This window comes from Enterococcus sp. AZ067 (assembly GCF_051715005.1).
In the GTDB taxonomy this organism is placed as follows: Bacteria; Bacillota; Bacilli; order Lactobacillales; family Enterococcaceae; genus Enterococcus_D; species Enterococcus_D casseliflavus.
Map to the genome: position 1 here is coordinate 3,757,501 of NZ_JBIOSY010000001.1, position 14,648 is coordinate 3,772,148.

Below are 14,648 nucleotides of genomic sequence, written 5' to 3' on the forward strand. Positions count from 1 at the left end.
GGATATGAATGAATGGCATTCGGAGTTTATCTGAATTCGGTAACCCGAGATGGGCCCCTAGTCCAAACAGTGCTCTACCTCCATCATTCTCAATTCCGAGGCTAGCCCTAAAGCTATTTCGGAGAGAACCAGCTATCTCCAAGTTCGTTTGGAATTTCTCCGCTACCCACACCTCATCCCCGCACTTTTCAACGTACGTGGGTTCGGTCCTCCAGTGCGTTTTACCGCACCTTCAACCTGGACATGGGTAGATCACATGGTTTCGGGTCTACGACAACATACTCATTCGCCCTATTCAGACTCGCTTTCGCTACGGCTCCGTCTCTTCAACTTAACCTCGCATGCTATCGTAACTCGCCGGTTCATTCTACAAAAGGCACGCTATCACCCATTAACGGGCTCTAACTTGTTGTAGGCACACGGTTTCAGGATCTATTTCACTCCCCTTCCGGGGTGCTTTTCACCTTTCCCTCACGGTACTGGTTCACTATCGGTCACTAGGGAGTATTTAGCCTTGGGAGATGGTCCTCCCGGATTCCGACGGAATTCCTCGTGTTCCGCCGTACTCAGGATCCTCCTAGGTGTTATCCAAATTTCGCCTACGGGGTTTTTACCCTCTTTGACATACTTTTCCAAGTATTTCGACTATCTGAATAGACTACCATATCGGAGTCCTACAACCCCAACAAGCAAGCTTGTTGGTTTGGGCTTTTCCCGTTTCGCTCGCCGCTACTCAGGGAATCGAATTTTCTTTCTCTTCCTGCAGGTACTTAGATGTTTCAGTTCTCTGCGTCTACCTCGACTGCGCTATGTATTCACGCAGACGTAACATCCTATAAAAGATGCTGGGTTCCCCCATTCGGAAATCTCTGGATCATAGCTTACTTACAGCTCCCCAAAGCATATCGGTGTTAGTCCCGTCCTTCATCGGCTCCTAGTGCCAAGGCATCCACCGTGCGCCCTTATTCACTTAACCTTTGACCTTACGGTCGGTTTTGAGTACTTCTTCTAGCGATAGAAGGTTGCTCAAGAAAATAAGCGTTGAACTTATTAAAAAACTCTTTTAACATTTCAACTCGGTGTGTGTTACTTGTTTTGATTATTTCTTCGATATCCAGTTTTCAATGAACAAATTTTGTTTGAGAGTAAACCTCTCAAAACTGAACAAAGGCAAACGATGTGTAGTCTTCCGAAATATTCCTTAGAAAGGAGGTGATCCAGCCGCACCTTCCGATACGGCTACCTTGTTACGACTTCACCCCAATCATCTATCCCACCTTAGGCGGCTGGCTCCAAAAAGGTTACCTCACCGACTTCGGGTGTTACAAACTCTCGTGGTGTGACGGGCGGTGTGTACAAGGCCCGGGAACGTATTCACCGCGGCGTGCTGATCCGCGATTACTAGCGATTCCGGCTTCATGTAGGCGAGTTGCAGCCTACAATCCGAACTGAGAGAAGCTTTAAGAGATTAGCTTAGCCTCGCGACTTCGCAACTCGTTGTACTTCCCATTGTAGCACGTGTGTAGCCCAGGTCATAAGGGGCATGATGATTTGACGTCATCCCCACCTTCCTCCGGTTTGTCACCGGCAGTCTCGCTAGAGTGCCCAACTAAATGATGGCAACTAACAATAAGGGTTGCGCTCGTTGCGGGACTTAACCCAACATCTCACGACACGAGCTGACGACAACCATGCACCACCTGTCACTTTGCCCCCGAAGGGGAAGCTCTATCTCTAGAGTGGTCAAAGGATGTCAAGACCTGGTAAGGTTCTTCGCGTTGCTTCGAATTAAACCACATGCTCCACCGCTTGTGCGGGCCCCCGTCAATTCCTTTGAGTTTCAACCTTGCGGTCGTACTCCCCAGGCGGAGTGCTTAATGCGTTTGCTGCAGCACTGAAGGGCGGAAACCCTCCAACACTTAGCACTCATCGTTTACGGCGTGGACTACCAGGGTATCTAATCCTGTTCGCTCCCCACGCTTTCGAGCCTCAGCGTCAGTTACAGACCAGAGAGCCGCCTTCGCCACTGGTGTTCCTCCATATATCTACGCATTTCACCGCTACACATGGAATTCCACTCTCCTCTTCTGCACTCAAGTCTCCCAGTTTCCAATGACCCTCCCCGGTTGAGCCGGGGGCTTTCACATCAGACTTAAGAAACCGCCTGCGCTCGCTTTACGCCCAATAAATCCGGACAACGCTTGCCACCTACGTATTACCGCGGCTGCTGGCACGTAGTTAGCCGTGGCTTTCTGGTTAGATACCGTCAAGGGATGAACATTTTATTCTCATCCTTGTTCTTCTCTAACAACAGAGTTTTACGATCCGAAAACCTTCTTCACTCACGCGGCGTTGCTCGGTCAGACTTTCGTCCATTGCCGAAGATTCCCTACTGCTGCCTCCCGTAGGAGTCTGGGCCGTGTCTCAGTCCCAGTGTGGCCGATCACCCTCTCAGGTCGGCTATGCATCGTTGCCTTGGTGAGCCGTTACCTCACCAACTAGCTAATGCACCGCGGGTCCATCCATCAGTGACGCAAAAGCGCCTTTCAACTTTCTTCCATGCGGAAAATAGTGTTATACGGTATTAGCACCTGTTTCCAAGTGTTATCCCCTTCTGATGGGCAGGTTACCCACGTGTTACTCACCCGTTCGCCACTCTTTTTCTTTCGGTGGAGCAAGCTCCGGTGAAAGAAAAAGCGTTCGACTTGCATGTATTAGGCACGCCGCCAGCGTTCGTCCTGAGCCAGGATCAAACTCTCATAATGATTTGTTTGAATGACCATACGGTCATTAAGCTCATAAAAATTAACTTTGCTAGCTATTGCTTGCATGTATTTGTTTCAATAAATTGAAACGTCCTACACATTGGTTCGTTTGCTTGCTTTGTTCAGTTTTCAAAGGTCTACCGTGCTGTGTTAGCAACTTTTACATCATATCAGAGCGACGTTTGTTTGTCAACTCTTTTTTAAAAGTTTTTTTCGCTCGTTGTTTTTCAACTTCGTAGCGGCTGTCTCAGCGACTTAATTAGGATAACAAATGATTTGTTATTTGTCAACAACTTTTTTCAATTAATTTTGTTGATGTATCAACATCAATTAACTGTTTTAAAATTGCGACTTCGTTATAATATCATCTGTCGAGCTGTGCGTCAACTACTTTTTTCAATTCTTTTTAGGAATTCATTTAGTCATTTGGCACATGTAATAATATACCAAGACTTGTGCTATTCGTCAACCATAAAATGATTGATAGACCAACGTTTCTAGTTACTCCGTTTCCAAAGATGATTCGTGATTTTTAGTCCGTGATTTCCGCCTTTTTTAAGGACTTTTTCCGTTATTATTAGCCTATCGTTCGTCTTTTTCCTTTTTGTGTTTTCTTAATTCCTATCATTCTTATAAATTTAAGTATGATTTTATCTATTTTGTGGAATATTTGCTAAAATGGAGAAAAGAATATTGTTCCTAGGAGGACCCAGTATGAAAATACTTGTAGCAGATGATGACAAAGAGATCGTAGAACTATTAAGCATTTACTTACACAATGAAGGCTATGAATCGGTCAAAGCATACGATGGAAAAGAAGCACTGACCAAGATTCGCACCACTTCTGATATCGAGCTATTGATCTTAGATATCATGATGCCTGAAATGGACGGCATGCAAGTCGTCAAAGAATTGCGAAAAGAATCCCAAATCCCCATTATTATGTTGACCGCTAAAACAACCGATATGGATAAGATTCGTGGATTGGTCGCCGGTGCTGATGATTATGTCACCAAACCTTTCAATCCATTAGAAGTCATGGCACGGGTAAAATCGTTATTGAGAAGAACCAAGATGCAGGCTGCTTCAAATCAACCAGAGATTCTGGAAGTAAGCTCCCTTATCATCAACCGCGATTCCCATGAAGTAAAAACGGTGGATGGCAATGAGATCCAATTGACCGCATTAGAATTTGGCATCCTCTATTTATTGGCATCGCATCCCAACCGTGTCTTTAGCGCCGATGAGATTTTTGAACGAGTTTGGAAACAAGAAAGTGTCGTTTCTGCCAAAACAGTGATGGTCCATGTCAGTCACTTGCGAGATAAGATCGAAGAAGCCACGGATGGTGAAAAAGTCATCCAAACAGTATGGGGGGTCGGCTACAAAATAGATGCGAAGTAAACCAACTGAAAAAAAGCGCAACACACCAATCGAAAAAAAGAAACGGATCACGTTGACCTCAAAGGAAATCAGTGAGTTATTTGCTGAAGGAATTGTAACGATTGTTCTTTTACTTCTATTAAATGTCGCTATTTTGGTCATCTTGACCTCAATACGAGAAAACTCACCGGTTTTAGTCGAAGCGATCTATGAATCAAAGAATGCGTTCACGGCTGCCTTTAATACAGATATTTTTCGCAGTGGTCGCAACTTCATTCTACCGATGTTCTTCCTATTAGATGTGATCGTCTTATATTGGCGTTTGATTCGACGTTACCATCAAATGCAGCTACGTCACATTATCAGCGAGCTGCACTTTATCGCAGAAGGCAACTACGATCATCGCATCCCCTTCGAGTTACGGGGCGATTTAAGTCGGATCGTTTCTAATATCAATGGCTTAGTCGACAGTACGGTGGCGGCGATCGAAGATGAACGGCGGATCGAGCAATCCAAAGATGAGCTGATCACCAATGTCAGTCATGACATTCGGACACCATTGACTTCGATCATCGGCTACTTAGGTCTAATTGAAGATCGACAATACCATTCGGAAGAAGAATTGCTGAAATATACTCATACGGCGTATGTCAAAGCCAAACAAATGAAATCCCTCGTCGATGATTTGTTTGAATACACGAAAGTGCGTCAGCCTAGCGTGCCCATTAATGTGATGGAATTTGATATGGCCCAGCTGGTTGAACAATTGGCGGCGGACTTTGAATTGGAAGCTAGCCGAAAAGGCATCAAGATCGAAACCTACACCCGTCCAGAGCATATCGAAATGGATGGTGATACCGAAAAACTGGTGCGAGTTTTCAACAACCTGCTGTCAAATGCCTTGAAATACGGCAAAGGCGCCGATAAGATCCGCATGGAGGTCGAGAAAGTCGGAACCGAAGCGATCTTAACCGTCAAAAACAATGGGCAGATGATCCCTAAGCAAGCCCTTGATTCTCTATTCGACCGTTTCTACCGAGTGGAAGAATCCCGCTCTCAAGAAACAGGAGGAACTGGCTTAGGTCTAGCGATCGCTCAAAGCATCGTCGCCTTACATGGCGGCTATATCTATGCCAAATCAACGCCAGAATGGACATCCTTTATTATTCATCTCCCGTTGAAGCGCAACAATTTGTCCAACACACAAACCTATGGTTGACGCCCCAACATTTTTTGGGTATGCTAAAGAAAATAATCAAGGCACAGAACCTAGTATATTTTTTTCATCTAGTAAAGAGAGCTGATGGTTGGTGAAAATCAGTGTTGGAAAAAATAGAATCCAGTTCTTTAACGTGTATTTTTCGAAAGAAAAATCGTTGGCTCACGATACGAGCAGCAAGGGCAGCGCAAGCTGAACTTGGGTGGCACCGCGAATGGTCATTTCGTCCCAAGCAACACGGGATCGGAATGGCCTTTTTTCTATGGAAAAATCAAAGGAGGATGTATCACTATGTTAGATGTAAAAATGATTCGCCAAAATTTTGCTGAAGTACAAAGCAAACTCGCAACACGAGGCGTGCAAAAAGAAGTATTGGACCGCTTTTTAACGCTTGACGAACGTCGCAGAGAACTCTTAGTCCAAACGGAAGAACGCAAGAAATTGCGCAACGATGTTTCTGGTGAGATCGCTGCCTTGAAACGGGCAAAAGAAGACGCGGCAGATAAAATTGCCCAAATGAAAGAAGTCGGCAGCCAAATCAAGCAATTGGATGAAGAGATCGCTCAAATTGATGAAGACATCAAACAGATCGCCACGACATTGCCGAATTTGCCAAATGATTCTGTTCCAGTGGGCAAGGATGAAGACGACAATGTAGAAATCCGCCGCTGGGCAGAACCAAAAGCCTTTGCCTTTGAACCAAAACCGCATTGGGAGATCGCTGAAGAGTTGGGGATCCTCGACTTTGAGCGGGGCGCCAAAGTTTCTGGCAGCCGCTTTGTTTACTACAAAGGCTTAGGTGCTCGTTTGGAACGTGCCTTATACAACTTCATGCTGGATCAGCATGTCTATGAGCATGGCTATACCGAGATGATCACCCCTTATATCGTCAATAGCCAAGCAATGTTTGGCACGGGGCAATTTCCAAAGTTCAAAGAAGATGTTTTCCAATTGGCAGATACGGATTTGACTTTGATTCCAACTGCTGAAGTACCTTTGACCAATTACTATCAAGGGGAGATCTTAGAACAAGAACAGCTCCCTGCCTACTTCACTGCCTTGAGCCCATCATTTCGTTCAGAAGCTGGCAGCGCTGGTCGTGATACCCGCGGCTTGATTCGTCTGCACCAATTCAATAAAGTTGAAATGGTGAAATTCAGTGATGCTGACCATTCTTATGAAGAATTAGAAAAGATGACGGCTAATGCCGAAGATATTTTGCAAAAACTCAACTTACCTTACCGAGTGCTTAGCTTGTGTACAGGAGATATGGGCTTTTCTGCGGCGAAGACCTATGATTTAGAGGTATGGATCCCTGCTCAGGAAATGTATCGTGAGATCAGCTCTTGCTCAAACTGTGAAGATTTCCAAGCACGCCGTGCCATGATCCGTTACCGCGATCAAGAGGGCAAGATTCACTACATGCATACACTAAATGGTTCTGGTCTGGCTGTCGGTCGGACGGTAGCCGCAGTGCTTGAAAATTATCAAAACGAAGACGGCAGTGTAACGGTACCAGAAGTTCTGGTTCCTTACATGGGCGGACTGACAAAAATCGAAAAAGCCTAAGCCTTAGTACCCTTAATTGCACCCCCTTCGTAACAGTCACTCCACGTGATCTGTTACGAAGGGGTTTTCTAGTTCACCTAATAGATAGTGGTTGCAAAAGACCCCCTAACGCCCTTGATCATTTCTTGCAAGAGAAACAACGCAACAAGGCTGTAATTTTTAAATGAATAATTAGAAAAATCCCTTCATCTTTTTAAGTCTCTATCAGAAACCGGGCATGATCGTTGAAAGTACCTGTGACTTATGGTAACGTGGGCATAATTTAGGATGGAATGAAGGGAGCTTCACCAATGCCCGAACGAAAGACCTATGCCCGTCGGAGTGACTTGCACAAGAAACCAAACAATAATCAAAAACGAACAGCGTCAGCTGAAGAAAGACCGAAAGGACCACCCTCGAGAAAGAAGCCGTATCGAAAAGCAATTTTTTCCTTATTCGCCTTATTATTGATCGTTTTGATCGCGACGGCTGGCTCAGTCCTTTACACGTTACACCAGCAAGAAGTCGCAGCCCAAGAAAAATATGAGGCGGCTGCGGAGAAATTACTGGCATCAATCCAAGCAGAACAAAGTCAAAATGGGTTAAAAACAACGCCTGAAGTGCTCTCCAAAGGCGCAACCAAAGAATTGATCTACCGCCCGCAAGACCTTGATACGTTTCCCATCAAAGATATCAAAGAACGGTTGACACAAGCCGCTGATCAATTGCGTAAAAAACAAACGAATAAAGAAGTCGTCACCGTTGCCCGCATCCAAGCACAAGCAGCGGCTTCAAAGGTGTCTACTTATTCATTGAAAGCCGACAGCTATGTGTGGAATCGAGAAACCGGACGTTTTGAAGATGCGGACAGCCTAACGGATGCACCGATCTTCGTATCAGAGAAGACGCAAACCGAATTGTCTTTGAAAGAACTGGTTCCTGATGAAGGCAGCTTATTAGGTATTCAACAAGTCATTCAGCAGAAACTGCTGGATCAAGCCAAAGAACCCGCCAAAATCATCGACGCCGTCTTGGCCATGGAGCGGATCACCTTCGATTCGAAATTTACTTACGATCCAGAGAAGCTGACCATCGAATTGCCAAAAAATCAGACGGGAGCGACGGAAATCACCCTGCCTTACAGCGAGATCGCCCCATTCATTGATCCTGATCTCGTGGCTGCTGACCAACTCAACAATGCCTTGCCAAGTTTAGACCCCAATAAAAAATACGTGGCATTGACCTTTGATGATGGACCCAACAGTACCTCCACCATGGATCTGTTGAACATCTTACAAGAAAATGACGTTAAAGCGACCTTCTTTATGCTGGGACAAATGGTAGAGCAATATCCGCAAGCTGCTAAAAAAGTCCAAGAAGCTGGACACGAGATCGCCAGTCATTCTTACTCTCATCCGCAGCTGAATACTCTTTCAGCGGAAGATTTGCAGGCAGAAGTCACAAAAACCAACAAAGCCATTTATAATGCGACGGGTTTACTACCTAGAAATTTACGGCCCCCTTATGGCGCTATCGACAAACAAAGCGCAGAAACCATTGGCATGCCGATCATTCAATGGGACATCGATTCTCAAGACTGGAAATTGAAGGATCCGAAGAAGATCAATGCCTTGGTGCAACAAAATGTCTTTAATGGTGCCATGATCTTGATCCATGATATTCACCCGAAATCTGTGAAAGCCGTACCGGGAGTCATTAAAATGCTCAAAAACGAAGGCTACGAATTCGTGACTGTCGATCAATTATTAGAAGCACGGCAAAAACCATTGCATCAATACTTTGGAATGAACGACGAGCGCCTCGTTGACTAAATAAAAAAGGAACGCAGCAAATTGTCTCTTGCTGCGTTCCTTTTTGGTTATTGGATCGTTCCCTCTTTTTTTAGCCCTTCTTTTCCTCATACACATTGGTCACAAAAATTTGGATCAACAATTCAGCGACAGCTTTTGGCGGCATCGTTGAGAAATCTTTGAGCCAGCGTTCGATCAACCCGATAGACCCGCAGACAAAAAAGCTAAGACACAGTTCCAATTCTTCCTCGGAAGCATCTTGAAAGTATTGGGCAAACCGTTTCAAGGTCTCCGGTTTGATCTCTGACAATAAAAGATTCAGCAAATGGCTGTTGTTCAACAAAATCAAATGGGTCGTACTAGGATTCTCATACAAAATCGTCAACAGCTTTTCCAACCAAAGATCCAATGACAAATTTTCCTGCTGCAAGTTCGATGCGATCTGCTCAACAAGCTCCCCTTCGATTTCCTCCAACAACGCGGCCGTATCCTTATAATATTTATAAAATGTTCCTCGGTTGATATCGGCTCGTTCCGCAATCTCTTTGATCGTGATTTTGCGGTACTCTTTTTCCAACAATAACTCCTGAAAGGCGCGTCGGATCACTTTTTTCGAGTAGATCGTTCGACGATTCCCCACAGTCCCCACCATATCGTTTCCCCTTTTCTCTGTACATTTGATCAATATTTGTCTATTTAATGACAAATACGTAAGCATTGAGGATTGCTCTTACTTTTCTTTCTTAGTATACTAACACCATGTGATTAAATCAACACGTGTTTAAAAAATGGAGGCTTTATTAATGAGTTATGTTGAAGTAAAGAATGAATATAAACGCTATCAGATGGGCGAAACCACCATCACTGCCAACAACGATCTTTCCTTTGCCATTGAAGAAGGCGAATTAGTGGTGATCCTTGGCCCCAGTGGTGCAGGAAAATCGACCGTTTTGAATATTTTAGGTGGGATGGATTCGCCAGATGAAGGACAAATCATTATCGACAATGTCGATATCGCGAAGTTTAACGACAAACAGCTGACGGAATACCGCCGCAAAGACGTCGGGTTCGTCTTCCAGTTTTATAATTTGGTGCCGAACCTGACAGCGAAAGAAAACATTGAATTGGCAACAGAAGTCTCACCGAATGCACTCGATCCTGATGAAGTCTTAGCACAAGTCGGGTTAGAAAACCGTAAAAACAACTTTCCTTCGCAGCTCTCTGGTGGGGAACAGCAGCGGGTATCGATCGCTCGGGCGTTAGCCAAAAACCCGAAATTGCTATTATGCGATGAACCAACCGGTGCGCTGGATTTTGAAACAGGCAAACAAGTGTTGAAGCTTTTGCAAAACGCCAGTCGGAAAAACGGCAATACGGTGTTGATCATTACCCATAACAGCGCCATTGCCCCGATCGCCGATCGGGTGATCCATATCAACGATGCCACTGTCCGTTCCATTGAAGAGAATCCTCATCCAATCTCGATCGATGAAATCGTTTGGTAGGAGGATCTGATGAAAAATAAAACCTATCTTAAAGCAAGTTTGCGGGAGATTCGCCAATCAAAAGGCCGCTTTATCGCAATCACCTTGATCATTTTTTTAGGAACGTTTCTCTTTGTCGGTGTCAAAGCGACGGGACCGATCCTGAACCATTCCGCGAGTGAATATGTCAACGGTCAGCATTTAGCAGATCTGCAAGTCACTTCCACGCTGGGATTGACGGAGGACGACATTGATGCGGCGGAAAAAAGCGGTGCGCACACAGAAGCCGCCTATCAATTTTATTACGTTGCCAATTCAGATGAAGTCGTGCAAGTGACCTCTTATGATCCCTCACAGGAACTCAACCAGCTACTGGTGAAGGACGGCCGATTGCCAGAAAAAGCCGATGAAATCGTGCTGGACACCGAAGCAAAAAATTATGGCTGGCAAATAGGGGATACTTTTACGATCGATGATGCCGATAATCTGTCGGACAAAGACTATACGATCGTTGGGTTCGCCACCTCTCCCATTTATATCAGTGCTGCCGAACGTGGCTATGCGAATGTCGGCAGCGGTGTCGTGACGTATTTTGCTTATGTACCGGAAGAACAGTTCAAGATGGAGGTCAAATCGATCCTTTATCTCGCCTTTGATGATGTCGCAGGCCTTGAAACATACTCCGATGCGTATACCGACAAGATGGCAGCCCATCAAGAAACGATTGAGGAACTGTTTGCGGATCGCCCTAAAGAACGCTTAGCAGAAATTCAGCAAGATGCTTTTGATGAATTAGCGCCTGCAGAAAAAGAAGTCCGCGATGGACAAAAACAGTTAGCTGATGGACAAGCCCAACTGGATCAGGCCAAAGCGGAACTAGAACAACAGCAAGCCGCCCTGGCACAGCTTCCGCCCGTACAACAAGCAGCCCTCGAAGGCCAATTGACCGCTGGGGAAGAAGAATTGGCTCAGCAGCAAACCCAATTAGAGGAACAGCAACAAGAACTAACCGATGCCCAACAAACACTGGCAGAAAAACGTACAGAGATCGAAGACTTGGCAGAACCTACGTATCTTTACAACCAACGCAAAGACAACCCCGGTTTCCAAGAGTATGGCGGGCTGTCTGATCGCATCGCAGCGATCGCCAATGTGTTTCCTGTCTTCTTCTTCTTTATCGCTGCGTTGATCACCTTTACGACACTGACGCGGATGCTAGAAGAAAACCGCAAAGAGATCGGTACCTTAAAAGCGATGGGCTATGGCAAAGTCGAGATCTCCCTTAAATATTTGATTTATGCCCTCCTGTCTTCGGCCATTGGCATTATCAGTGGTGCCGTATTAGGGACGGAACTGTTGCCGCGTTTGATTTATTTTCTATCCAGCGAACGGTATCTTTTAGACGGGATTCGCGTCTATTATGTCTGGTCGCCAATTATTTTGGCCGCGATCGCCTTTTTACTGGCGACGCTCGGTGCTTGCCTCTTTGTTTTGATCAAAGAATTGCGGGAAAAACCTGCCCAGCTACTGCAAGTTCGGGCGCCAAAACCTGGGAAACGGATTTTATTAGAGGCCATTACACCCTTATGGTCACGCTTAAGCTTCAATCAAAAAGTCAGCTTCCGTAACATCTTCCGCTACAAATCGCGAATGATCATGGCAATCATTGGCATCGCCGGCTGTACGGGACTGATGGTGGCAGGCGTTGGGTTGAAAGATTCCTTAAGTGCTGTGACTGCGAAACAATTTGGGCCCATTACGGATTATCAAGCCGTCGTGACCTTAAATGATGCGAAGGAAGAAACCGTTGCTGCCGCTGAAACGGTTTTAACAGACGATCCTCTTGTGACCCATTCGATGCTAGTCTACAATGAAACGATCGAGATTCGACCAGCTAACCAAGGAAAACAAAGTTTGACCTTGATGGTTCCGGCAGATCAAGAAGCTTTTACCGACTATGTCCATTTGAAAACGACGGAAGGGCAGAAGCTGCCATTAACAGAAGGCGCCGTACTGACTATGAAATACGCAGAATTGTATGATCTGCAGGTTGGGGATACATTGACCTTCTATACTAGCGATCAAGAAGCTTTTGAAGTACCTATCAGCGGCATCGCAGAAAACTATTTAGGCAATTCTCTGTATCTGTCACCGACTCTTTACGAAGAAATCACCGACAGTACCTTTGAACCGAATGCGTTCTTAGTCAAAAGCAAGACGATGACGAAAAAACAAGAGGAAGCTTTATCAACAGCCTTGTTAGATACCGACAAAGTCAAAAACACGACGTTCCTTTCCACTCAGATCAAAATGCAGGATGATTCGATGGGCAACTTGAACTCCATTGTCTTGATCTTAGTTGTACTATCAGGGGCATTAGCCTTTGTCGTCTTGTATAACTTGACCAACATCAATGTTTCCGAGCGGATTCGCGAGCTTTCTACTATTAAAGTATTAGGGTTTTACAATAAAGAAGTCACCATGTACATCGTACGGGAAAATATCGTCTTTACGTTATTTGGGATTCTCGCAGGTTACGTGGTGGGTTACTTCTTGACTGACTTTATTTTGATCCAAGCTTCGATGGAAAACATGGTCTTTCCATTAGTGATCAATTGGCCGGCCTATGCTTTAGCCGGCGGCATGACGATTCTCTTTACGATCATCGTGATGTACGTCACCCATGTGAAACTGACTCATGTCAACATGATCGATGCGTTGAAATCAAACGAATAAGCTGCTGCTAAAGCGATTTGCTGATCATCCAGCAGCGATTTTAAAGAAAAGGACGCCACTCTCGCCTAGATAGCTGAGAGTGACGTCCTTTTTTGAACAAATAATCCCCCCTGTCCACTTTTGAACAGAGGGGGCGTTGGTTTTCACGTGAAACATTTTATGATTTTACAGAGTAGTTTGGTGCTTCTTTCGTGATTTGAACATCGTGGGGATGTGATTCTTTTAGTCCGTTGCCGCTCATTTGGATGAATTGTGCTTCATCACGTAATTGCTGTAGATTGCCAGCACCGACATAACCCATCCCTGATTTCAAGCCGCCGATCATTTGGAAGATGATATCAGAAACGCTGCCTTTATAAGCGACACGCCCTTCGATGCCTTCTGGAACCAATTTGTTGGCTTCGTTTACGCCACCTTGGAAGTAACGGTCGCTGGAGCCTTTTTCCATTGCCCCCAATGAACCCATTCCGCGGTAGGTTTTGAAGCGTCGGCCTTGATAGATTTCAAATTCACCTGGTGATTCATCGGTTCCTGCCAACATGCTACCTAGCATTACGGCATGTCCGCCAGCTGCTAAAGCTTTGACGATATCCCCAGAGTATTTGATCCCACCATCGGCAATGATTGCTTTGCCGTATTGACGTGCCACAGAGGCTGCATCATAGATCGCGGTCAATTGAGGAACTCCGACACCGGCTACCACCCGAGTAGTACAGATCGAACCTGGACCGATCCCGACTTTTACGACATCGACACCAGCATCATACAATGCTTTCGTGCCTTCTGCAGTGGCAACATTTCCCGCAATCAATGTCGCTTCTGGGAAATGCGCACGAATTTCAGAGATTTTGCGTAAAACACCCGCACTGTGTCCGTGGGCAGTATCAATAACGATCGCGTCCACGCCTGCATCCAATAAAGCTTGTGCTCGTTCAAAGGTATCGCTGGTAACACCGACTGCCGCTGCCACTAATAGACGTCCATGCGTGTCTTTGGCTGCATTCGGGAATTCGATCACTTTTTCAATATCTTTGATAGTGATCAAACCGCTTAAGATCCCTGCTTCATCAACGATCGGTAATTTTTCGATCTTGTGTTGTTGTAAGATTTTTTCAGCGTCTTTCAACGACGTACCGACAGGTGCTGTGATCAATTGGTCTTTGGTCATCACATCATTGATCGGCATCGTATAATCCGTGACAAAACGCATGTCGCGGTTCGTGATGATACCGACTAATTTGCGGTTTTCCATTGTTTCTACGATCGGTACCCCGCTGATGCGGTACTTGCTCATCAAATGTTCTGCATCAGCAACTAAGTGGCTTGGTGTTAAGAAAAACGGATCGATGATCACGCCGCTTTCAGAACGTTTTACTTTGCGCACTTCATCTGCTTGCGCTGCGATACTCATGTTTTTGTGAATCACGCCAAGTCCGCCTTGACGCGCCATTGAGATCGCCATTTTACTATCAGTTACGGTATCCATACTGGCACTTATGATTGGAATATTTAGTGTAATATTCGGGGCAAGCTGCACTTTCATATCCACGTCATTTGGCAAGACGTGACTTTCTGCCGGAATCAATAAGACATCATCAAACGTTAACCCTTTTTTTACAAATTTGGTTTCCCAGTTGGACATTTTTGTAACCACTCCTTAAAGTTTTTAGGTATTTTAAAAAAAATAGCAAAGATTTTTTCA

General features: G+C 45.2%; 8 protein-coding genes, 2 rRNA genes and 1 other annotated feature (1 of these 11 running past the window's edge). Of the genes, 6 read left to right on the forward strand and 4 right to left on the reverse strand.

Translation table 11 applies throughout. The annotated features are described in order from the left end of the window. Both IGI82_RS17825 and IGI82_RS17830 read right to left on the reverse strand, forming a co-directional pair. A 23S ribosomal RNA gene (locus IGI82_RS17825) occupies positions 1-976 on the reverse strand (it extends 1,939 nt beyond the left edge of the window). Between the two features lie 229 nt (positions 977-1,205). Further along, positions 1,206-2,765: ribosomal RNA gene (locus IGI82_RS17830) — 16S ribosomal RNA — on the reverse strand. The 16S and 23S rRNA genes sit together here, the layout of an rRNA operon. Before the next feature lie 714 nt (positions 2,766-3,479). On the opposite strand from IGI82_RS17830, the gene IGI82_RS17835 reads away from it, so the two are divergent. The 4 genes from IGI82_RS17835 to IGI82_RS17850 all read left to right on the forward strand — a co-directional run bounded on the left by IGI82_RS17835 (position 3,480) and on the right by IGI82_RS17850 (position 8,747). Next, the gene (locus tag IGI82_RS17835) at positions 3,480-4,169 is read left to right on the forward strand and encodes a response regulator transcription factor (RefSeq protein ID WP_008376963.1); all 690 of its coding nucleotides are present in this window, start codon (positions 3,480-3,482) and stop codon (positions 4,167-4,169) included. Next, positions 4,159-5,367: a sensor histidine kinase gene (locus IGI82_RS17840; RefSeq protein WP_005226244.1), complete on the forward strand. Its 1,209-nt coding sequence runs from the start codon at positions 4,159-4,161 to the stop codon at positions 5,365-5,367. Before IGI82_RS17835 ends, IGI82_RS17840 begins: the two co-directional genes overlap by 11 nt. Positions 5,368-5,402: 35 nt before the next feature. Continuing rightward, positions 5,403-5,601: a binding site (T-box leader), on the forward strand. 57 nt (positions 5,602-5,658) lie between these two features. After that, on the forward strand, positions 5,659-6,936 hold the full coding sequence (serS, locus tag IGI82_RS17845; RefSeq protein ID WP_005226245.1) for a serine--tRNA ligase: 1,278 nt from the start codon (positions 5,659-5,661) through the stop codon (positions 6,934-6,936). Between the two features lie 290 nt (positions 6,937-7,226). After that, a complete protein-coding gene (locus IGI82_RS17850; protein WP_115233034.1) occupies positions 7,227-8,747 on the forward strand; it encodes a polysaccharide deacetylase family protein in 1,521 nt (506 codons plus the stop codon). Positions 8,748-8,817: 70 nt separating this feature from the next. Here the strand turns inward: IGI82_RS17850 and IGI82_RS17855 are convergent, their stop codons facing one another. Next, positions 8,818-9,444: a TetR/AcrR family transcriptional regulator gene (locus IGI82_RS17855; RefSeq protein ID WP_005226247.1), complete on the reverse strand. Its 627-nt coding sequence runs from the start codon at positions 9,442-9,444 to the stop codon at positions 8,818-8,820. 85 nt (positions 9,445-9,529) lie between these two features. Here IGI82_RS17855 and IGI82_RS17860 point away from each other — a divergent pair, with 85 nt between their 5' ends. Both IGI82_RS17860 and IGI82_RS17865 read left to right on the forward strand, forming a co-directional pair. Beyond that, complete coding sequence (locus IGI82_RS17860) at positions 9,530-10,231, forward strand: ABC transporter ATP-binding protein (protein ID WP_010748457.1); 702 nt, start codon at positions 9,530-9,532, stop codon at positions 10,229-10,231. 9 nt (positions 10,232-10,240) lie between these two features. Next, positions 10,241-12,946, forward strand: a complete 2,706-nt coding sequence (locus IGI82_RS17865) for an FtsX-like permease family protein (protein WP_438842588.1) — start codon at positions 10,241-10,243, stop codon at positions 12,944-12,946. Between the two features lie 157 nt (positions 12,947-13,103). Here the strand turns inward: IGI82_RS17865 and guaB are convergent, their stop codons facing one another. Beyond that, positions 13,104-14,588, reverse strand: coding sequence for an IMP dehydrogenase (gene guaB, locus IGI82_RS17870; protein ID WP_005226250.1), 1,485 nt, complete (start codon positions 14,586-14,588; stop codon positions 13,104-13,106). Positions 14,589-14,648 lie beyond the last annotated feature (60 nt).